The following is a 19,722-nucleotide window of genomic DNA, read 5'->3' on the forward strand; positions in this document are numbered from 1 at the left end:
CAAAGGAGGGTTTCAGAGCAGTGCGTCCATGGCATTCAGCACGATGACGAGAGGATCCCCATCGCGATCGAGGGACTCGCTGTCATTCGGCTCCCTGGGATGTTCAGCAAGTCCACGCAAAGCAATCAGTTTCAGGCTGTTCTCGGCAAGGGTGGCTTCGATGGCCGGCAGGGCAGGCCGCCATCCCACGGCCCCGAGGTCCATCAGAGCTGCGCGCCGCACCTGCAATTGAGGATGACGTAGCAGCTCTTCCAGGGGAGTTGCCCAGCAGCTGTAGCCCGTGAGCTGCAGCAGGGCCCGACAGGCAGCGCTGCGGATGAGAGGCCGTGGATGCTCAGTGAAGGGGGTGATCACCTTCAGCACTTCAGGGGTGTTGTCACCAATGGCGCCGAGGGCCTCCAGCAAGGATTCGCAGGGTTCGCGAAGTCGTGGTGATCCCTCTTCTGGCGCTCCTGCCCCCTCCAGCCCGGTACTGAGCCGGCGGCAGAGAGCTGGCACGGCTTCTGGAGCCTGGATGTCTCCCAAGGCTCGGGCGGCAACGTCGCGCAAGCCATGGTCGTCATCTTCAAGGGTGGCCAGCAGATCAGCCACAGCCGCTTTGGCGCGCAGAAGGCCCAAGGCCCTGGCGGCATTGCGGGCGACGGCATTGGCTTCAACGCCAGCATCAGGTTGGCGGGGCTGACGTTGGCGCAGGGCCTGACAAAGCAACGGCACGGCCTCGGGGTGCTCACTGCGCATGCGGCCAAGCCACCACGCCGCGTAGTACTGCGCAGAGGGATCGTCGGTCTGCTTCAGACGCGCAATTGCTTCGGCTTCGTTGATCGGCGCACCTTCGGCGCTCGGGCCTCCGTCGTTGGGGCTGGGGCCGGGCTCCTGCATGGGCCGGTCTGTATTCACTGGGCTCGATCCTGCCAGACGCGTTGATGACTGAGTGATTTGTGGAGTGGAAGGCAATAAAAAAGCCCCCTCGATGGAGGGGGCGTTGAGAAGAAGCGAGAACGCGATCAGACGAGAGCGTTGATGGCGTAGTCGATGTAGTTGTTGGCGATGACGCCAGCGTCGCCAGAGACGCCGTGGTTGGCCTTGATGTAGTTCAGGGCTTCGACGTACCAGGAGGGGGAGAGTTCGAAAGCGCGGTTGATTTCATCGAGACCGGCGATCAGGTACTCATCCATGGGACCGGTGCCACCAGCCACGAGGCAGTAGGTGACCATGCGGAGGTAGTAGCCGATGTCACGGGCGCACTTTTCTTTGCCGCGAGCGTCAGCTGCGTAGTTGTTGCCCTGCATCTGGGTGGTGTAGGGGAACTTGTTGTACACAGCCTGAGCAGCGCCGTTCACGAGGGAATCAGCGTTGGCGGTGAGCGCCTTGGCAGCAGCCAGAGCGTTGGCGGCGCGCTCGAAACGACCGAAAGCAGCGTTGATTTCGGTGTTGGAGAGGAAGCGGCCCTGGGAATCAGCGGCGGCGACGGCTTCGGTGAGGGGGGTCTTCATTGTTGGAAAAGAAGAAGGTGTTCTGATGAGAAATCACTGGGTGATGGGCCTTGAGACGTCATCACCCGAGTGTTGATCGGCGAAGCCGGATCAGGCGACAGCAGCGGCAGCGCGGTCGAAGTAGGTGCCGATTTCGGACATCAGAGCCGAGCAGTCACCAGCGGTGATGCCGTTCTTGTCGTTGGCGATGGAGATGGCCGCGTCCTTCATCTTGCGGACACCTTCAGCCACGGAAGCGCCGGGGACGCCCAGGGCCAGGTAGGTCTCACGCAGGCCGTTGAGGCAACGATCTTCCAGGACGGAAGCGTCGCCGGTGAAGGCTGCGTAGGTGACGTAGCGGAGGATGATCTCCATGTCGCGCAGGCAAGCAGCCATGCGGCGGTGGGTGTAAGCGTTGCCGCCTGGGGCGATCAGAGCGGGCTGCTGGGCGAACAGTTCGCGAGCGGCGTTGGTGACGATGGAGGAAGCGTTGGAGGTGATGCGGTTCACGGCATCCATGCGCTTGTTGCTGTCAGCAACCATGGCAGCCAGAGCATCGATCTGGCCGGCGTTGATGAATTCGCCGCGGGCATCGGCCTGGACGACCACCTTGGCAAACACGTCACACTCTGCGGAGAACGTTCTTGTCATGGGAGTCGTGAGTATCAAGGGGGGCTGGTCGCGCTGTGAAGACAGGCAATCCTTTGCAAAGAAAGAGGCCCGTACTTGTTGCGCCCATTAAGTTGACGACGTGCTTTACCGGCACGACTGACCTCCTGATCGCCAACCATGACCATTGCCCTTGCCTCCCAGCTGCGTGAAGGCACCAAGAAAGCCCACACCATGGCCGAAAACACCGGCTTCGTGAGCTGCTTTCTCAAGGGCGTGGTGGACAAGGCCAGCTACCGCATCCTGGTGGCCGACCTCTACTTCGTGTATGACGCGATGGAGCAGGAAATCGGCAAGCTGCGAGCTGCCGGCCATCCGGTGGTGGGCCCGGTGGGCTTCCCTGAACTGAACCGGCGCGAGAGCCTGGAGCAGGACCTGGCCTTTTACTTCGGCGAAGGCTGGCGCAACAGCGTCAAGGCCACCCCGGCCGCCCAGGAGTATGTCGCTCGCATTCATCAGATCGCCCAGGAGTCGCCCGAACTGCTGGTGGGCCACCACTACACCCGCTACATCGGCGACCTCTCCGGCGGCCAGATCCTCAAGGCCATCGCCCAGAAGGCGATGAACCTCGGCGAGCACGACGGCCTGCGCTTCTACGCGTTCGACGCCATTCCCGACGAAAAGGGCTTCAAGGCCAACTACCGCGCCACCCTTGACGCCCTGCCGATCGATCAGGCCACGGCCGATCGGATCGTGGCGGAGGCCAACCACGCCTTCCACCTGAACATGACGATGTTCCAGGAACTGGAGGGCAACCTGATTGCTGCCATCGGCAAGGTGCTGTTCGGGTTCCTCACCCGCCGCCAGCGCAGCGGCAGCACCGAGGCAGTGGTGGCCTGAGGGCGGGTGGGTCAGGCAATGCTGATGCCTGTGAGCGCCAGCGGCACCGGCAGGCCTGCTTGCGCTGTCACGTCAAACCAGCAGTATCGGAGCCGCGCGTACTGCGGTCTCGGCTGCGCATCGGGAAACCTGAGACTCGGGTTAGCCCTTAGCTCCCGTACTCAACATCGCCAGGGCTATCCAGAGCACGAGTCCGGTCAGCACGAAGCCACCAGTCGCCACAAAATACCGCCAAGCGTTCTGCACAGCCGGGGTGGGCTGGTTGACCAGCCAAGCCGGACGCGGCCAGCCTGCCCAGCTGCCACTGCCGACCCCGGGAGCACGAACGGCCATGGTGTCACGCCAGTAGGCGTCGTAGCGGGGGGCTTGCTGGTTGAAGGGGATTGTGCCCACCGACTGGCCGGCCAGCACCCGGGCGCGTTGGTAGGGCACAAGGTCTTCCCCGAAGGTTTCCAGATATTCCGTTGAATCGATCAGGGCATCGATGAAGGCCGGCAGCCCTTGCTCCGCGATCACGATCGACCAGGCGATGCGTTCCTGCTGGCCGTGTACCGGCCGGCCCAGCACCCGGCCAACCACCTGTTCCACCACGCGGTAATTGCTATTGCAGCGGTAGAAGTCGTTGCGGAATTTCTCCGAGCGCAGCAGCTGGCGCACGAACTCGCGGGTGCTGATCTGGCCGGAGCGCAGCTGCGACTCGAGCATCGCATCGCGGTCGCGCTTGAAGGCGTGGAAGTACACCTGGCGATAGGCCTGCTCGATCAGGGCATCGGCGGCAGCTCCATCAAGCTGACTGGCCTGCCGACCAATCTGGCGAGAGGTCTCTTCGCTGGCTGCCAGAAAGTTGCTGACCCTGGCGTTGCTGGTGAGAGGTTTGGTGGCCAGAACAGGCAGGGTCATTGAGCAGACAGGAAGCAAACGAAAGAAAGTATTGACTGCTGCGATGGGCTCAGGCTTGGGGCAAGTAAAAACCATAAAGAACTTAATCTTCCGTACCAGCTCGCGATTGATTGGGGGCTGAGGCGGGCACCGTGCTGGTGTCCCCTCCAGGACCAGCTTCCTGCAGGGCTGTTGCAGGTCAGGCAGGCGATCCACAACTGCGCAGAGGCCGTGGGCCATTGCGGGGCTCCCATGGCGTCAGTCGAGAATGCGATCGACGCTCACCAACCTCGTGACAAGCCCGGCGGCCGGTGCCTCGATGCCGCCGGGCTTGAAGGTTGCCTGAAAAAACCATTGGCGCCCGTCCTGACTGCGCCGCTCGACCCTGAAGTCGCTGAGCCCCAGCGGCCCCAGTGCCAGGCTGAGAGCATCTCCACTGCAGCCGGGCACGTTGACCTGCATGGCCTCCAGGCCTGCGGCAGCAACGCGATAGGTGGGCATGAAAGCACCGCATCGGTGATCAACCCTCCCATGGGAGGGCCTTTTCAGCCTGTCCTGGCAAGACGGTATTCATCAGCACACCGGCAGCGGCCTGGACTCCTATGCTTTACAAATATTCACTTGTTGAGTTGCCCGCTGTGACAACTTCCCCAGATTTGGCCTCCCTCTACCAGCTGCTGGCCAAGCAGGAGAGCCCCGTCCTGCCCTCGGGCGAACGGCGTGCCATCCTCGGCTGCGGCTACGTGGGCGAGGAGGTGGCCAGGGCTTGGAAGCAGGAGGGTCACGCGCTGTGGGCTACCACCACCCGGCGTGAGCGCCTCGGCGAGTTGGCCGAGCTTGTGGAAACCCCGCTGATCTTTGACTCGACGGACCCCAGCACCAACCTTGACTTCACCGCTGATCTGGATGGCATTCTGGTTTCCTTCGCGCCCTCGAAGGGTTCCGAGGTTGATCTGGGCCAATACCGGAAAACCTTTCTCGGTGGTTTGCAACGACTCGTCGAGACGCTGGATCGACGCCCCCGCAACACACCTCTGCAGATCGTCCATCTGAGCAGCTGCGGCGTATACGGCAACCGCCATGGTGCCCTCACCAACGAAACGGCTCCGATAAGCGATATGCATCCTGTCAATCAGGTTCTGCTCCAAGCAGAAGAGATGATGGGATCCATCCGCTCTGACAAAATTAAGGTCTGCGTGCTTCGTCTGGGAGGCATCTACGGCCCCGGGCGTGACATCCCATCCATGCTGTTATCAGCGGCTGGTGGATTGGTGCAACGCAACGGCCAGAATGTTCCGTGCTGGATTCACCGCGATGACATTGTCCGGGGTGTTTGCTTCGCGTTCGATCAAGGCCTGGATGAGACCTATAATCTTGTTAACGATACACAACTGAGTGGCCAAGAGCTTACAGATCGCCTCTGCGAGAGAGCTGGCTTGCCTTTTGCCAAGTGGTTGACAATTGACACGGCTGATCGAATTCTCAATGCGCGCGTTAGTAACGAAAAGCTGAAGAAAATTGGCTTCACCTTCAGTTATCCGTGCATGGTTGATTGATATCGACGCTCTACCCAGCGACTCAGTTTATAATTTGCGTCGTAAGCGATGTTGAGATGGACAAAACTCTTTGGATTTAGCAAGCAGCCAAATTGGAGATTGAATTCACCCTTTGACATTTAATCGGGAAGGCTGCAAATCAAATCATCTGCAAACATGCCATTCACATCCTGTGAGCAAAAGGTGTTTGCATCGAATTCAGGTGCCCCTTTGGTTGATACAAACGCTCCATGCTGCACGCCCGGTCTCAGCTCCTGCTCGAACCCACGCCATCCTGCGACAGCCGACAATAAGGCGTCTACAGACTGCATCTGTTCACGGGCGGGATCGGGTCTTGCCCGTTGACAGCGAAACGGGGTGGCTGCGATTGAAACCAGGATCATCCGGCCGTCACATTGGCGCTGATAGAGGGCAACAAGCATCGATCGGGAGCGGCCATTGAAAAAATTCACTTCATGGCCCGCTCGCGTTGTGCTCTCGCCAACCTCAAGGCTTGACTGACCTGCGGTCTCCGGGAAATGCCAGCAGTGATGGCCGAGGTTGTAGTGGTGTCGATCCAGGGGGAATCGGCGTTCTCCACCCGGGGCAAATCGAAGACCTGTTCCATGCCACTCTCCGGTATCAGCATCAGAAAACCGAATGGCGTACCGCGATTCTGTAGGGCTGCACATGCCGTGGCTCAGATCCATGCCGTTGGCGTTTCTGTCGTACCACGTCGTCGTCCCCAGCCAGTCGCCATCGAAGCTGGCTCGCATTAACTCCCACTGCCAATCAGAACCTGATCTAGTCTGTTTGGATAAGCCCTCCTCGGTCATGAGATCATCCTTGATTTTTGACTGACCCATTTTGGCAGGCTGATGATCGCCTCAGATGAATGCTTGCCCCTCAACTCCCAGATGCAAGATGATTCCATTTGGCAGTGGGCAGTGATTATCGTCATCTCTGCTGCAAAACCATGACTGCTTTTCCGCGGCTGATACCGTTCCATTGAGATCGCACTGTTGACCCCAGATCCGGTCATACCATGAAGGGATAGCTGGATCGGTAGGCCATGTCCAAGGTGTGCGGCAAGGTCGGCGTGCTGTTGCTGAACCTCGGCGGCCCTGAGCGTATCCAGGACGTCGGTCCCTTCCTCTACAACCTGTTCGCCGATCCGGAGATCATCCGGCTGCCGAACCCGGCCCTGCAGAAGCCCCTGGCCTGGCTGATCAGCAGCCTGCGGGCCGGCAAATCCCAGGCGGCCTATCGCTTGATCGGCGGCGGTTCGCCGCTGCGGCGCATCACCGAGCAGCAGGCCCGAGAACTGCAGAGCAGCCTCCGCCAGCGCGGCATCGAGGCCACCAGCTACGTGGCGATGCGCTACTGGCATCCGTTCACCGAGTCGGCCGTGGCCGACATCAAGGCCGACGGCATCGATGAGGTGGTGGTGCTGCCGCTCTACCCCCACTTCTCGATCAGCACCAGCGGCTCCAGCTTCCGCGAGCTGCAGCGCCTGCGCCAGGCCGATCCCGCCTTCGCCCGCCTGCCGATCCGCTGCATCCGCAGTTACTACGACGACCCCGGCTACATCGGCGCCATGGCCGAGTTGATCGCCCGCGAGATCCGCGCCTGCCCTGAACCCGCCACGGCCCATGTGTTCTTCAGCGCCCACGGCGTCCCCAAGAGCTATGTGGAGGAGGCGGGCGATCCCTACCAGCAGGAGATCGAGGCTTGCGCCAGGCTGATCATGGAGCGGCTGGAGCGGGATCTCGGCCACGCCAACCCGTTCACCCTCGCCTATCAGAGCCGCGTCGGCCCGGTGGAGTGGCTGAAGCCCTACACCGATGACGCCCTGCATGAACTGGGGGAATCGGGGGTGAAGGACCTGGTGGTGGTGCCGATCAGTTTCGTGAGCGAGCACATCGAAACGCTCGAAGAGATCGACATCGAGTACCGCGAGATCGCCACCGAAGCAGGCATCACCAACTTCCGGCGCGTGCCGGCGCTGGACACCAGCACCGCCTTCATCGATGGCCTCGCCCACCTGGTGCAACACGCCCTCGAAGGCCCGGAAGTGAACCTGGATCAGGCGGCGGCCCTGCCCACCAAGGTGAAGCTCTATCCCCAGGACAAGTGGGCCTGGGGCTGGAACAACAGCTCGGAGGTTTGGAATGGTCGCTTGGCGATGGTGGGTTTTTCCGCTTTCCTGCTGGAGCTGATCAGCGGACGGGGCCCCCTCCATACGCTCGGCCTGCTTTGATCTCGGACTATGCAGGGTAGTGACGATCCAGATCAAATAACACATCGTGGATATAAGCTTCGGTCCACTCGGCACCGTGGAAGCGGCTGAGCATTCCGCGCGCGGGATCCTTCTCTGCGCGATAGTGGGTGTAGCGCCGTTGGCCATCAAGCAGAAACTTTGAGCGCTCTTCTGCTACCGGTTGTGCTGCGCGCACTAGATCGACGTAGAGATTGAGGTACTCAGCAAAAGCATCGAATAGAGTGCTGCTAATTAGTGCATCTGAAGATTCATCCAGTGGCAGGCGAGCCCAGAGGAACGCTGGAGAGAAGTATGGCTCTGCTTCCGCAGGAATTGGCCCACCATGGGGCAAGAGTGGTTTCCAGCGCTCAAAGATGGGCAGCAAACGATTCCAGACAGGCTGTGTGTGAAGAGGATCCCCACGGTCGACCGGTTGCAAATCCAACGCCAGCAGGTGTCCGGAGGGCAGGGTCACCAGATCGGCGCCGAAGAACGGCAGGTCGTACCGGCAGCTGGGGTTGATCACCAGGTTGAGAACGGAAGCCGCTGCTCCAGCTTCCACACAGGCAGCCCTCACCTGGCGCAATTTCTCGGTTTGACACGCCCAGGTGGCGGTGTGGACTGCTAGGGGTTGGGCCTTGGACCCAGTAGCTCCGGATTGCTCAAGAAATTGTTGGGGTATCGGGTAAGCGATGGGATTGAACTGCTGAAGCACCTTGACCGCATGCTCCAGGAAGGGCTGCCATCGCCAGTTCGAGAAATTGACGTGTTCAAGACTGTTGGAGCGGGAAGAGGTCATGGCTAACGGCTTGCGGGGAACAGGAACTCGTGCAGAAAACGATCAGACCAGGCCTTGCCAAAGTGGCTGGTGAAGAGTCCGTGGGCTGGATCGCGCTCAGCGCTATACACGTCGTAATCCTCCTGCAGGCTTTGAACCTTCTCAGCGGTGATCTGTGAAGTGCGATGGTCGGCTGCAGCGCTGAGTTGCCAGTAGCAGTCAAGAAAGAGTGTAAAAGCACTGGGCAGAGATCCCTGGGCCTGCTCAGCTCCCCCACGGCAAAAAAGCAGCCATGGTGAAAAATACTGATGAGGATCAAAGGAGCGCATCGCCTCGGCACCGTGTAGATCTGGGTAATGAGTGATTAGCTCGCGTAGCCCTTGATAATAACGATCCAGGTAGTCTTGATCTTGGACCAGTGGCTGAAAATCGAGCACGGCAACTAGTTTTCCGCGGGCACCAAACCAGAGAAGATCGATGCCCAACAAAGGCTGATCATTGGAGAAATCGGGATAAGCCACAGAATTGAGCACCTGCAGGCTGTCACCGGCATCCAATCTGGTCACGCGCCAACGCCGAAATCCTGGCACCTGCCACAGCCAGCTTCGAATCACGCTCTGTTGCTTCTGAGATCGACATTCGGCCAGCCCATCGGGCGGTGGCAGGGGATGGCCCCCCGACGCTTCCAATCTGCTGGTCAGTTCCTGGAGAAAGGGATCAAACATCGTCGAGCGCAGCAGTTCAGCAGTTCAGTGGGTCAGGGACACGAGACGGGTGGCCAGGGCCTCGGCACTGGCTCGAACCGCTTGAAGATCCTCAACAGATGGGCAACGCAGCTCCGTGCAATAGGTGGTCATTGACACACCATCGAGGCACTGCACCGAACTCACCCGCATGCGCACCTGATCTGTCACAAACCAGCAGCGCTCCGTGCCCACATTGCTGTCGTAGCGGGTCGTCACCGTCATCACGCCATCAGGGGAAAAAGCGTATTCACTGAGCACCGGCTGTTTCTCCACGTAGCCCTTGTCCCGCACTAGGAATCCCCGGGATGGATCGCCTTCGATCGGGATGTCAATGACTACAGCGGCCTGGTCTTCGGTTCGGGCCAAGGGTTTGAGATTGCTCTCCCACCAGAAGCGAGCTCCTCCAGCGGCCAGGCCTGGGTCAATGTCGAGGGCCTGGCAGATCTGCTCCACGGCAGGATCAAAACAGCTGAAAGGCTCGATCACGAGGTTGGAATCGCCAGATTCGTCGTCCTGATGGTCGAGGTGATGGACAGCTCGACGAGTCAGCCAGACCCCACGACTGGCCTCCAGGAACTCACGCATGGATTGGGCAGGTGCCATGGTTGCAGAGGCAGCAGTGAATGGGAAAGGGCTAGGCCAGCTCAGCGATCTGGAGCTGGAGCTGGGCCAGAACCGACTCGATCCTCTGAAGCTCGGGATGCTGGGACAGGGTGAAGGCCACCTGCTGCTGCGGCATTTTCAGCTTCTGGCCCATGCCCGTGACGTCGCTCACAATCCGATCTCGGAACGCCATGAGCTGCTCAATGGCCTCCTGCAGCTCCTCGCGGCTCGGAGACGGCTCAGCAATGGCGTCGGCCGTGACCGGATCAAAACTGGCGCTGGACATGGTGGAAGCTCACTGGCGTGCCTCAGCTTATTGGCGAGCTGTCCATCAAACGCCAACCCCTGTGAGCACCGGAAGCCAATCCGGAACAAAAAATAAAGAAGCCGGTTTTCCCTGGCAATGGCGAGCGGCATCTCCGCCCACCGCCTTCCAGAACCACTGCGAGCACTAGGGCCAGAGAGTTTCGGCGACGGGAATGACGAAAGTTTGCGTGATGCATCGGATCGGGAAAGGGCTGGGGGGGATGGCCGTAGTTTTTGCAAGTGCTCAGGTGAAAAGAGCGGGAATCGTCAACCCCTGACCTTTCTCCACATCGGGTCCACCCGACGCTCCGCCTAAGCATTCTCCTTTCGTTCCGACCCCCATGCTCGACGCCTTTTCACGCGCTGTCGTCAGCGCCGATGCCAAAACCGCGCCCATCGGTGACGGTGAGCTGGCCGCTCTCCGTAACTACGTGGCTGAAGGCAACAAGCGTTTGGACGCTGTAAACGCCATCACCAGCAATGCCTCCTGCATCGTGTCCGATGCCGTGACCGGCATGATCTGCGAAAACACCGGCCTGATCCAGGCTGGCGGCAATTGCTATCCGAACCGCCGTATGGCTGCCTGCCTGCGTGATGGCGAGATCGTGCTGCGTTACATCAGCTATGCCCTGCTGGCCGGCGATGCCTCCGTGCTGGATGACCGCTGCCTGAACGGCCTGAAGGAAACCTACATCGCCCTCGGCGTACCCCTGCAATCGGCTGCTCGCGCTGTGGCCATCATGAAGGCCTCTTCCACGGCTCACATCAACGAGACCAACACCACCGGCACCAATCCTGTTGAGACCCGTTTCCGCAAGATGGAAACCGTGAAGGGTGATTGCTCCGCCTTGGTTGCTGAAGCAGCCTCCTACTTTGATCGCGTGATCGGCGCGCTCGGCTGAGCCCACAAGATATCAGCTTTGATCTTTTAACAATCCAAACTTCTCCTGCTGAGATCCACAATGAAATCTGTTGCAACCACTGTTGTGACCGCCGCTGATGCCGCTGGTCGCTTCCCCTCCCAGAACGACCTCGAGGCCGTTCAAGGCAACATCCAGCGTGCCGCTGCGCGCCTGGAAGCCGCTGAAAAGCTTGCCGAAGGTCTGGACAAGGTAACCAAGGAGGCAGGCGACGCATGCTTCAGCAAGTACCCCTACCTCAAGCAGCCCGGTGAGGCTGGCGAGAATCAGACCAAGGTGGACAAGTGCTACCGCGACATCGCGCATTACCTGCGTCTGATCAACTACTGCCTCGTGGTTGGCGGTACCGGCCCCCTGGATGAGTGGGGCATCGCAGGCGCTCGCGAGGTCTATCGCACCCTGCGTCTGCCAACGGCTGCCTACGTGGAAGCGCTGACCTTCACGCGCGACCGGGCATGCTCCCCTCGTGACATGAGCCCCCAGGCTCTGAACGAGTTCAAGTCCTACCTGGACTACGCCATCAATGCGCTCTCCTGAGCCTCATTTTTGATGATGACATCTGGGGGCCCCAAGGCCCCCTTTTTCATGTCTTGTTTCAGGCTTTCCATCGGCGGATCGTGGCGGTCTAGGTTCCCCTTCCCAGCCTCAAAACAGCGACTACTTCAATGCCACACCCCCCCGATCTCGATCAACTGTTTGCAGATCTTGCCCATCCCAACCCCTACATTCAAACGCGCGCCTTCACGGCTATGGTCGAACACTGGCCAGACGAAGCAATCCCGCGTTTGATCGCGCTCCTGGATCAGCCGGATATCTCTCTGCGTCGAGCTTCTGTTCGGGGGCTTGGGGCCTTCGGTGCGCGCTCGATGCAGCCGATTGCTGAGTGCTTCAGCACCAGTAGCGATGACACGGTGAGGGCAAGTTGCATTAAAGCCTACGCCCAGTTGGCTTCCAACTACGCAGGTCAAGCGTTTACTGAGCAGGCCATGGCGGTTTTGCGTGCAGCCCTTGATGATCGCTCACCTGTGGTTGCGGTCGCAGCCGTCATGGCGTTAGGTCAGGTGGGTCGCCAAGCGGTGCCTCTCTTGCTGCAGGTGAGTCGCGGTAACAATCCAGCTCAAGGAGTTGCAGCGGTCAATGCGTTGGCACAGATCGATCATCCTGCTATTGAGCCAGCCTTACAGCAGCTGCTTGATGACCCGGCAACTGATGATTACGTGCGGGAGACTGTGAGCTCGGCCCTGATCAGGATCGAGGATCTAAAGGCCCGTCAATACGGTAGCTGACTTGGCTTGAGGATCAAGATCAGATCCTTTCGAGCTGGCTGATGGAAACTCGTAACACGGCCGTCACATCTGATTCGTGCTCGCACTGGAGGTGCTCGCGCAGGGCTGGTAACGCGTCGCTTGCTTTTAGCTTCATCAGTGAAAGAGCTGCGTTCTTGCGCACCTGGCCCGCTTCGTCATTGAGGAGCGGGATGAGGTGTGGTGTTGCCCAACAAGAATCATGCAGCTTGCCGAGCAAGGTGGTTGCCTCGGCCCGCACATCGACATGCTGATCGCTGAGCGCACGAATCAGGAGATCTCTTGCGGATTCATCCCCCTGAGCCTGGATTTGATCGCCCAATGCAGCAATTGCGGCAGCTCTGATCTCCGCATGCTCGGAGCCTGCGGCCTCGCGCAAGGCTTCAGGGGCCCGCGCGCCAACAAAAGCAAGCCCCCAACTGGCCAAGCCCAGTTGCATTGAACTGCTTTTGGGGTTGATCAGGACGCCCAGGAGTGCATCAACGGCTTCCGCGCCCAGTGCAGCCATAGCTCCCACGGCAGACCCCTGAACCACTGGGTCAGGGTCATGCAGGAGGGCGTTCAGCAGGACTGGCAAAGCCTGTGGATCTTCGATCAGCGTGAGGGTCTTGGCGGCGGCACGCCGCACCGTGACGTTGTCGTGGCCTTCAAGGGCCTTGCAAAGGGCTGGCACGGCTGCTTCGCCAACGACACCGAGGCTTTCAGCGAAGGTGAGTCGCATCAGACCACGCCGGTCGCCCAGGCCCGCCACCATTCTTTCGATGCTGCTGCTGTTGGCATCAGGCACCTGTCCGCACCGGAGCTGGTGCTTGAGCTCCTCCGCCAGTTGGCTGGCTTCCTCTTCGCTCAGTTGGAGGGGTTGCCCGCTGATCGGCGAGCATTGGCTGTCATTCACGGTTGCTGGCTAGCGGGTGGAAGCATTATCAAGTTCCATTGGCGGCCGCCTAGCGTCGTTGTAACACACGGCATCGGCATGACCTGCTTCGTTCTGTCCCATAACCTCCAGGTACAAGAGCCGGGCGTACCACCCTTCAACGCGGTGGTCCTTGCAGCAGGGTTGAAGGCGCACGCTTCTGCGATTGTTTCGGCAGAGCCGTTGGATCATCCCCATTGGCTCATTCGCATCGAATCGGATCTGGCACCTGCGGATCTGGCCCTTGACTTGATCCAGGCATGGCGGGGGTTTCGGCGGGCCTGCGGCCATACCGATGGGCATCAATTGCTGGCCCTTGGCGGGCGCAAGGACAGTCCCAGCTCAGCGGGTTCTCCCCTGACGCTGGGGGCCTGGGGTGTGGATGTGGTGGAAACGATGGACGGCCCAACGTTTTTGCGCGCTATCGGCTGGGAGGCCCTGAAGCAGGGGCGTCCTGCCGATGCCGTGTTCGCGATGCAAGGCTGATTAGGAGACGCGCGACCGACGCTGCCTCGTTCCAGCAACCCGAGGCTGTTTCTCCGTTGACACCGCTTCAGGGGGGGTCTGGGCTGGAGGAGCTTGAGTGCTTGTGCCCCCCTGCACGGACACATCCTGCACCCCTGCTCCTTGGTGATTGATGAGATCCAGTGTGCGGCTGAGTAGTTCGTAAGGAACGCACAACTGTTGTGGTGAATTCAGCCTTGCACCCTTGCCAAGGCTCAATTTGATCACATAGGAGTTGGTTAGAAAAGGCCCCATGCTGGCAGGAACAACGATGTCCCATGGTGCACCAACATCAAGCAGACCGCCAATATATGGAACGTTCTTAACGAACGGCCTGCTTGGGTAACCTGACCTGCAATGGTACTAGGTGTGAATCTAGGGCCCGCCCTGCAGCGCCATCCGTGAGCCGTTTCGACAACATCCATCTTGGCCTCACCCAGCAGGAGGCTCTGCGGATTTTAGAACAGCCTCTTGAGGCACTTGAATCGGCCAGCGATTACTACATGGCGGCCTCCCACCTGATTAATTTTCCTGGAGACTCCACCGAGAAAGCCCTCCTGCAACTCCTTGCCGTTGATTCCGAAGAGCAGCCCATCCGTTTAGCCCAGCGTAAGGCGGTGGAGGTGCTTGGTCGTCTGAATGCACAACAAGCAATATCGGCTATCGGTTGTTGCCTCAAGAGTGAAGATCCCTACCTCGTTGAAAATAGTGCCTGGGCTCTTGAGCAATTGGGTTGTATGGATTCAATGTTGCATCAGGTGATGATCGATTGCCTGGCTGATCCTGCCCAGAATCGTCGGGTTTTGATCCAGAGCCTGGCTGGATTGAAGGTTCGCTCTGCCTTGGCAGCAATTGAAAGCCTCCAGAACGATTCCAATCCTGGTGTGCGCGGGGCAGCTCTGTGTGCCATTGCCCAGCTGTCAGGTCAGCGTGATCAGCTACTGGCCCTTGAAGACCATCTCACTCTGCCAAATCAGATGGATCGCCAGTCTGCTATCCAGGATGTGATCAATGCTGGTGCTATTAATCTTCTCCCGAGTGTCCTCCAGGCACCGGTTTCCCCCGTATTTCGGATGCGTGCTCTTAAGGCTCTCTGGCCGGAGAGTGCCACGTCCTGTGAGGGCATGGTATTGACAGATGCGCTTGATGCCTTGTTGCGTGATGATCCAAGTGCTTTGGTGTTGGTACATCGCTATGACGATGAGCCTGACAATGCATTCCTGATCCAGGAGTTTTTTGGAACTGACTTCAGCCGTTGCTATCTGGCACTTCAGACACTGCGTCAACGGCCAGCTGAGGCTCTCTGGCCGCTGTTGCGGCGAGGCTGGCTCGAGAATGCGCATAACGATTATGGTGCGCATTACTTTTTTATTCGACTTTTTGGTTCCCATAAACGATGGCCGATGGAAGCCATGGCGATGATTACAGAGTGGCTCGTCGAGGCGGTTGATAACCAAAGGCCGCAATTCGTCAAATCAAAAGCTGCAGCCCTATTGGCTCTGGCCTCATTAGATCCCCTGCTGTGTAAGCGGCATCTCAGCCGATGGGAAGATGTCGACCGCACGCCCTGGTGGGAATGCCGCTACGCGGCAGCAATGGCTCAAGAATTGATCGATTCTGGCGAAGATAGTAAAGTAATCAATGGCAAAGAAACACATCCCTACGTGGAGGCTCGCCTTCAATTGTTGCGGGCCATCAGTGGTTGATTTCCGAGAAACGTGTGCTCCTACCTCCACGGCTGGCCCAGTACTGGACAAGTTCTTCTCCGCCAGGCCTTGGTATAGATGCCACAGCTCTCAACACTTTGAATGATCGGTTAGGTCCCATTGGCCAGTTTCCCACGGCGCGCACTTCCCTCACATGTCCACCACAATCCAGCATGCACTGCTCGAATCGTTCCACGTGTGATTGATCAACGGTTTCAAAGATGAAGTCCGTGCCTAGGCAGATCAGATGCTGAGAGCGGATCCACGCTTTGAGCAACTTATGTGCATCATGTGAGTGCATTAGAGCGCATCTTCACGGATCATCTTGTTATGATTGCACCCAGCTTTCGTCTAACTGGTCCGAGAAGGATGAAATCTTTGCAAAGCGGAGCATCCCATGCTCTGAACCCCAGATCGGGGCGTCAGTGAGTGGGTCAAACCCACGATCTCGGCTGCTCCAACGGTCCTGATTGAGCTCCACTTCGCTGACGAGATAGGTGAGTTTCCCATCGCGGGGAATCAAACACTTTTGACCCGGCTCAAGTTCACCAAGGTAGGAGCCAGGCTCAACACATCGAAAATGCATGGCGCAGCCGCATCTCTCGATGAGGGCATTGGCATCAATCGTTTGGAGAAGTTCAGGATGCAGCCCAGCTCCGGCGGTCCGTTCCGGCTGCTCAAGCCCAAAATTCTCAACAATGTGTATATCATCACATCGGCTTAGGCGATGAACTCCTTGTCGGTATGGGCGCCACGGATCATGGTCGAAGCTCTGTTCAGAATAAATGCCCGGTGCACGGAGCACCTCCCAGGGGAGGGGCATGAAGAAGATATTAATGCGCGCGAATTTTGAAGGATCTTGCTGGGCCTGATCGAGGTTGCTATAATGGCCGCAAAGAGTTTGCGCGAATAGTAGAGAGGAGTCCACGACTAGAACGGCTCTTATCTTAGAAGCTAAGCCGCCGGACTTCTGAAGAAAATGAAGTCTGTAGAACACCAGAGCCTTCCGAGGTCCTCAGCACCGAGGAACGACAACGCACATGTTCTGATATGAACCAGATTCTCTCCTCTGCAATGGATTTCCCATAGCATGTTGTGAGTGTAAACGTACCATCGGAAAGAAAGCAATATTTTCCAATAGCTTGCTCAGCTTCAGCATAGCCAACACTGCGAAGCAAAAGTCCTTCTTCTGCATTTGTAGGGAATGGCACCAACACACATGATCCCTGACTGACGAGCGATGGATCATCAGGCTCCCAGTCACTCTCCGCACTCCACTCCATATAAAAGGGTGAGCAAGGCTTAACTTTTGGCTCGTCAGCGGTTGCTATCAGATCGGTTACCCGTGGATCATCAAGTGAAAGCCGCTTGATCGTAATATGGCTCAGCACTTCCTCAAATTGTCGAAAGGCAAGCGAGTGGCCACTCCTCATGGAGCGCCAATTCCCTTCGCTATGAAAGACAAACTTTTCGAGATTCATACTCAGCCTTGAACTAGAGCCATCTGATTCAACGTGAGACTTTCTGCGGAGCTTGAGAGTTGTGGACCATGTGAACCATGGTTTCCACCATTAAGGCCATTGCCATGGAGACACCGTTCCGTGAATGGCCTGGGGACTTTTCAGCGTGGCTCTTGTCCTGATGGTATTGGCGGGGCGATAGAGGCACTTAATTTGTCCTGATCAGAATTCAGCGGCCATTTAGATTTAGGGGAATGATTCCCAGCTAACCGACCTTACACAAGGCTACTGGAGAGGGGGCCTGGATTGACTCCAGGCCCGTGGTCGTTAAGTGTTTGCAACAGAAAGGATGCGTCCGCCTCGTTTCTGGATGCCTTGAATCGCTGTCGTCAGGGAACTGTAGGGAGCGATCGATGTCTGCACGGAACGGCGACGCATGCCCACTGGGTTCGCAGTGGTCCAGGTGATGGCGTAACGCTTGCTGTCTCGATTTCCAGGTCCTGGGACCTTGCTGCCATCAAAGAATGCAGTGCCGGTGCCAATGCTGCTCAGAAGCACGGACTGATGGCTTCCGTCAAATCCGGCGAAGCCGTTGCCAAGGGCCTTCGAACGGACGTAAGTGGCGTTGCTTTCACCGATTTGGCTTTGGCTGCCGCGCATGTGGGGTACATCATCGAGCCCAAAGGCGTCGATGTATTCCACGCTGAAGGTGTAGCTGTTGATTTCAGCTTCATAACCTTCGTTTGCAAGTCGCTGCACATGCTCGCTAACCTCAGCTTGATTGCGGGGTGCGCGACCTAGGAGGTGCTTGAAGTTGAGCTCTACGAAGCGATAGGGTCCATTCTTGTCCAGGAAAAGACGGCGGTAGCTGTCTGATAGGGCAAGGGCGGTCACCAGCCCCTGGACGTTGAGATCGCCGTTGATGTAAAGGCTTTCTGCAGTGGCGTTACGATCTTCCTCCATCAGATGGGCATTGCCGAATACCTGGCGGTAGGCCGCACGGATAATGGCTTGTGCCGACTCTTGACGGAGACTGGCATCAGCTATAGCGATTGTAGCTTCAGGCATGGGAGGAGACAGATTGAATGTTTTTGAGTTGGCGAGAACGTAGTCTTGATCGCCTTGTAGCAATCAGAGCACTTCAGTGATCGAGAGGATCCGACCACCTCGGCGATGGACATAACCGAGCTGGCTGGTCATGTCTTTCCCTGAGACGAGATAGGTCGCATTCGGCGTGCGCTGCCGGCCTCCCGCAGGCTGGGCCTGAACGACAATCCGATAGCGCTTGCCTGTTGGCTCGGTGGTGCCAGCGTTGGCACCGATGCGGTTGATCCTTTGCGACGTGTTTGACCAATTGCTGGGCACCGTATTGGTGGCCACCGACATCACCAGATTCGATGCAGATTGGACTGTGTCGCTCGATGCATAGCCCCGTACCAGCGAAAGATGACGGTTGAATGCTAGTTGGGAGCGACCTTGTTCTGAGCTGATACGAGCAAACGGGATGGTGTTCTCGCCAAACAGATTCTGGTATTCATCGCCATCAATATAGCTGTTGATTTCGGCTTCGTAGCCTTCGTTGGCGAGTCGTTGGATGTGCTCGCTTACCTCTGCTTGAGTGAGTGGAGCTCGACCCAGAAGATGTTTGAAGTTGAGCTCCACAAAGCGATAGGGCGCGTTGCTCTCAAAGAAGCGGCGCCGGTAATCAGGAGAAAGAGCAACTGCACGTACAAACTCACGCGTGTTGAGCCGACCCTCCGCGAACTGGCTCTCTGCTGTGAGGCTCCGCTCGCTTTCCATCAGATGGGGGTTGCCCATCACCTGGCGATAGGCTGCACGTATCAGCCCGGCAATTTGATCAGCGGACTCACCACCGCTGCGCTCAAACACCTCCTGATCTCGTTGGCCAAGACCGAAGCCAACGTAAAGATCGCCGCGCATCGGTGCGGAGTCACCCCCATCGGCATTGATACGCCTGACGGGCTCAAACATCCCACGGGTACCTCCCGCCAATGATCGATTCACGCTGCCTGCGTTTCCAGATCTGTAGACTTGAGCCGGGACCTTGATCGAGAGGCTGTAGCCTCTTGCAAGGTTACCCAATAGCTGACTCTTATTCCCCACAGCGGTATCACTTCCTGCGAAGTTCTGCTCAAGAGCCGCCATCCGGTTGAAGGCAGACTGTGGCTGACCCAGTGGAGAATTCCAGCTGGTGGGATAAGGAACAGTGTCTTCACCAAATGTCTGCAAATACTCATCGGAATCAAGGTAGCTGTTAATCTCACCTTCAAAACCAGAGGTGGCAACCGTTGCTACATGGGCACTGATCTCGGCTTCGTCCTGCGGCGGGCGACCAAGTAGATGCTTGAAGTTTAGTTCAACAGCACGATGCGGAGACACCGCATCAAAATAGCGAGAGCGATAAAAACTTGATAGCGCAAGGCGGCGCACGAATTCACGAACGCTGATATCTCCATTACGGAGTTGTGATTCGGCACTCAGCAGACGCTCACTCTCCATCGGCTGAACATTGCCGAATACTTGACGATAGGCAGCAATCACCGCTAGCTGATAGGAGGCGTTATCGCTGGCTGTGAACGCCCCAAGTCCGTTCAGGTCTTGCTGGTTTCTGTATCGATCATTGCTCGTTGCTGCATCTGTAGCCTGATGGTTCAGCCTTCGCGAAAAGCTGGCAGGTGAGTCTAGTAATTGAATGGCACCAAATCCAAGTGCCGGAGATTGATTCATTGACATGGCTAGGGAGGAATGAGGGACTTGGTGTGGTCGTCCTGGCATTTAACAGTCTTTTAGAGCTGTCATAGTGCTG

Annotated in this window: 24 protein-coding genes; 8 read left to right on the plus strand and 16 right to left on the minus strand. The window is 58.1% G+C overall.

What is annotated here, in order from left to right; all coding sequences use genetic code 11:
• Window positions 1-12: 12 nt before the first annotated feature.
• From CWE17_RS10565 to CWE17_RS10575, 3 genes are all read right to left on the minus strand, one after another.
• The gene (locus CWE17_RS10565; RefSeq protein ID WP_131456967.1) at window positions 13-879 is read right to left on the minus strand and encodes a HEAT repeat domain-containing protein; all 867 of its coding nucleotides are present in this window, start codon (window positions 877-879) and stop codon (window positions 13-15) included.
• A 125-nt stretch (window positions 880-1,004) separates the two neighbouring features.
• On the minus strand, window positions 1,005-1,493 hold the full coding sequence (cpcA, locus tag CWE17_RS10570; RefSeq protein WP_007100568.1) for a phycocyanin subunit alpha: 489 nt from the start codon (window positions 1,491-1,493) through the stop codon (window positions 1,005-1,007).
• 90 nt (window positions 1,494-1,583) lie between these two features.
• The gene (locus CWE17_RS10575) at window positions 1,584-2,123 is read right to left on the minus strand and encodes a phycocyanin subunit beta (RefSeq protein ID WP_131456969.1); all 540 of its coding nucleotides are present in this window, start codon (window positions 2,121-2,123) and stop codon (window positions 1,584-1,586) included.
• Window positions 2,124-2,261: 138 nt separating this feature from the next.
• On the opposite strand from CWE17_RS10575, the gene CWE17_RS10580 reads away from it, so the two are divergent.
• Complete coding sequence (locus CWE17_RS10580) at window positions 2,262-2,981, plus strand: heme oxygenase (biliverdin-producing) (RefSeq protein ID WP_131456971.1); 720 nt, start codon at window positions 2,262-2,264, stop codon at window positions 2,979-2,981.
• A 141-nt stretch (window positions 2,982-3,122) separates the two neighbouring features.
• On the opposite strand, the gene CWE17_RS10585 is transcribed toward CWE17_RS10580, so the two are convergent.
• Complete coding sequence (locus tag CWE17_RS10585; RefSeq protein WP_131456973.1) at window positions 3,123-3,881, minus strand: phycobilisome rod-core linker polypeptide; 759 nt, start codon at window positions 3,879-3,881, stop codon at window positions 3,123-3,125.
• Window positions 3,882-4,118: 237 nt separating this feature from the next.
• Window positions 4,119-4,361 carry a hypothetical protein gene (locus CWE17_RS10590; RefSeq protein WP_094592367.1) on the minus strand — a complete coding sequence of 81 codons (243 nt, stop codon included), beginning with the start codon at window positions 4,359-4,361 and terminating at the stop codon, window positions 4,119-4,121.
• 101 nt (window positions 4,362-4,462) lie between these two features.
• On the opposite strand from CWE17_RS10590, the gene CWE17_RS10595 reads away from it, so the two are divergent.
• Window positions 4,463-5,416 carry an NAD-dependent epimerase/dehydratase family protein gene (locus tag CWE17_RS10595; protein ID WP_131456975.1) on the plus strand — a complete coding sequence of 318 codons (954 nt, stop codon included), beginning with the start codon at window positions 4,463-4,465 and terminating at the stop codon, window positions 5,414-5,416.
• Between the two features lie 119 nt (window positions 5,417-5,535).
• Here the strand turns inward: CWE17_RS10595 and CWE17_RS10600 are convergent, their stop codons facing one another.
• A complete protein-coding gene (locus tag CWE17_RS10600; RefSeq protein ID WP_131456978.1) occupies window positions 5,536-6,261 on the minus strand; it encodes a hypothetical protein in 726 nt (241 codons plus the stop codon).
• Window positions 6,262-6,467: 206 nt separating this feature from the next.
• Here CWE17_RS10600 and hemH point away from each other — a divergent pair, with 206 nt between their 5' ends.
• Complete coding sequence (hemH, locus tag CWE17_RS10605; protein WP_131456980.1) at window positions 6,468-7,655, plus strand: ferrochelatase; 1,188 nt, start codon at window positions 6,468-6,470, stop codon at window positions 7,653-7,655.
• 7 nt (window positions 7,656-7,662) lie between these two features.
• On the opposite strand, the gene CWE17_RS10610 is transcribed toward hemH, so the two are convergent.
• The 4 genes from CWE17_RS10610 to CWE17_RS10625 are packed head-to-tail and all read right to left on the minus strand — an operon-like array spanning window position 7,663 to window position 10,068.
• Window positions 7,663-8,454 carry a phycoerythrobilin:ferredoxin oxidoreductase gene (locus CWE17_RS10610; protein WP_131456982.1) on the minus strand — a complete coding sequence of 264 codons (792 nt, stop codon included), beginning with the start codon at window positions 8,452-8,454 and terminating at the stop codon, window positions 7,663-7,665.
• Between the two features lie 2 nt (window positions 8,455-8,456).
• Window positions 8,457-9,158 (minus strand): 15,16-dihydrobiliverdin:ferredoxin oxidoreductase, encoded by a 702-nt coding sequence (locus CWE17_RS10615; RefSeq protein ID WP_131456984.1) that lies wholly within the window; start codon window positions 9,156-9,158, stop codon window positions 8,457-8,459.
• Window positions 9,159-9,182: 24 nt separating this feature from the next.
• A complete protein-coding gene (locus CWE17_RS10620; protein WP_236629690.1) occupies window positions 9,183-9,782 on the minus strand; it encodes a phycobiliprotein lyase in 600 nt (199 codons plus the stop codon).
• A 31-nt stretch (window positions 9,783-9,813) separates the two neighbouring features.
• Complete coding sequence (locus tag CWE17_RS10625) at window positions 9,814-10,068, minus strand: hypothetical protein (RefSeq protein ID WP_131456986.1); 255 nt, start codon at window positions 10,066-10,068, stop codon at window positions 9,814-9,816.
• A gap of 361 nt (window positions 10,069-10,429) precedes the next feature.
• Here CWE17_RS10625 and cpeB point away from each other — a divergent pair, with 361 nt between their 5' ends.
• The 3 genes from cpeB (at window position 10,430) to CWE17_RS10640 (ending at window position 12,294) form a co-directional block, all read left to right on the plus strand.
• Entirely contained in the window at window positions 10,430-10,990 is a 561-nt protein-coding gene (gene cpeB / locus CWE17_RS10630) for a class 1 C-phycoerythrin subunit beta (protein ID WP_131456988.1), read from the plus strand.
• A gap of 60 nt (window positions 10,991-11,050) precedes the next feature.
• Window positions 11,051-11,545, plus strand: coding sequence for a class 1 C-phycoerythrin subunit alpha (cpeA, locus tag CWE17_RS10635; protein WP_131456990.1), 495 nt, complete (start codon window positions 11,051-11,053; stop codon window positions 11,543-11,545).
• A gap of 128 nt (window positions 11,546-11,673) precedes the next feature.
• Window positions 11,674-12,294 carry a HEAT repeat domain-containing protein gene (locus CWE17_RS10640; protein ID WP_131456992.1) on the plus strand — a complete coding sequence of 207 codons (621 nt, stop codon included), beginning with the start codon at window positions 11,674-11,676 and terminating at the stop codon, window positions 12,292-12,294.
• A 19-nt stretch (window positions 12,295-12,313) separates the two neighbouring features.
• Here the strand turns inward: CWE17_RS10640 and CWE17_RS10645 are convergent, their stop codons facing one another.
• Window positions 12,314-13,207: a HEAT repeat domain-containing protein gene (locus CWE17_RS10645; protein ID WP_131456994.1), complete on the minus strand. Its 894-nt coding sequence runs from the start codon at window positions 13,205-13,207 to the stop codon at window positions 12,314-12,316.
• Window positions 13,208-13,285: 78 nt separating this feature from the next.
• On the opposite strand from CWE17_RS10645, the gene CWE17_RS10650 reads away from it, so the two are divergent.
• Both CWE17_RS10650 and CWE17_RS10655 read left to right on the plus strand, forming a co-directional pair.
• On the plus strand, window positions 13,286-13,711 hold the full coding sequence (locus tag CWE17_RS10650) for a DUF2656 family protein (RefSeq protein ID WP_131456996.1): 426 nt from the start codon (window positions 13,286-13,288) through the stop codon (window positions 13,709-13,711).
• Window positions 13,712-14,130: 419 nt separating this feature from the next.
• Entirely contained in the window at window positions 14,131-15,435 is a 1,305-nt protein-coding gene (locus CWE17_RS10655) for a HEAT repeat domain-containing protein (RefSeq protein WP_131456998.1), read from the plus strand.
• On the opposite strand, the gene CWE17_RS12400 is transcribed toward CWE17_RS10655, so the two are convergent.
• The 5 genes from CWE17_RS12400 to CWE17_RS10680 form a co-directional block, all read right to left on the minus strand.
• The gene (locus CWE17_RS12400) at window positions 15,425-15,736 is read right to left on the minus strand and encodes a CpeR family transcriptional regulator (RefSeq protein ID WP_131457000.1); all 312 of its coding nucleotides are present in this window, start codon (window positions 15,734-15,736) and stop codon (window positions 15,425-15,427) included. The two genes, CWE17_RS10655 and CWE17_RS12400, sit on opposite strands and share 11 nt — an antisense overlap.
• Before the next feature lie 27 nt (window positions 15,737-15,763).
• On the minus strand, window positions 15,764-16,363 hold the full coding sequence (locus CWE17_RS10665; RefSeq protein ID WP_131457002.1) for a chromophore lyase CpcT/CpeT: 600 nt from the start codon (window positions 16,361-16,363) through the stop codon (window positions 15,764-15,766).
• A 19-nt stretch (window positions 16,364-16,382) separates the two neighbouring features.
• Window positions 16,383-16,916 carry a phycobiliprotein lyase gene (locus CWE17_RS10670; RefSeq protein ID WP_131457004.1) on the minus strand — a complete coding sequence of 178 codons (534 nt, stop codon included), beginning with the start codon at window positions 16,914-16,916 and terminating at the stop codon, window positions 16,383-16,385.
• A gap of 306 nt (window positions 16,917-17,222) precedes the next feature.
• Window positions 17,223-18,026, minus strand: a complete 804-nt coding sequence (locus CWE17_RS10675; protein ID WP_330848556.1) for a phycobilisome rod-core linker polypeptide — start codon at window positions 18,024-18,026, stop codon at window positions 17,223-17,225.
• On the minus strand, window positions 18,027-19,649 hold the full coding sequence (locus CWE17_RS10680) for a phycobilisome rod-core linker polypeptide (RefSeq protein ID WP_131457006.1): 1,623 nt from the start codon (window positions 19,647-19,649) through the stop codon (window positions 18,027-18,029).
• Window positions 19,650-19,722: the final 73 nt, after the last annotated feature.

Origin of the sequence: Synechococcus sp. BS56D (assembly GCF_004332405.1) — a bacterium.
Lineage (GTDB): Bacteria > Cyanobacteriota > Cyanobacteriia > PCC-6307 > Cyanobiaceae > Synechococcus_C.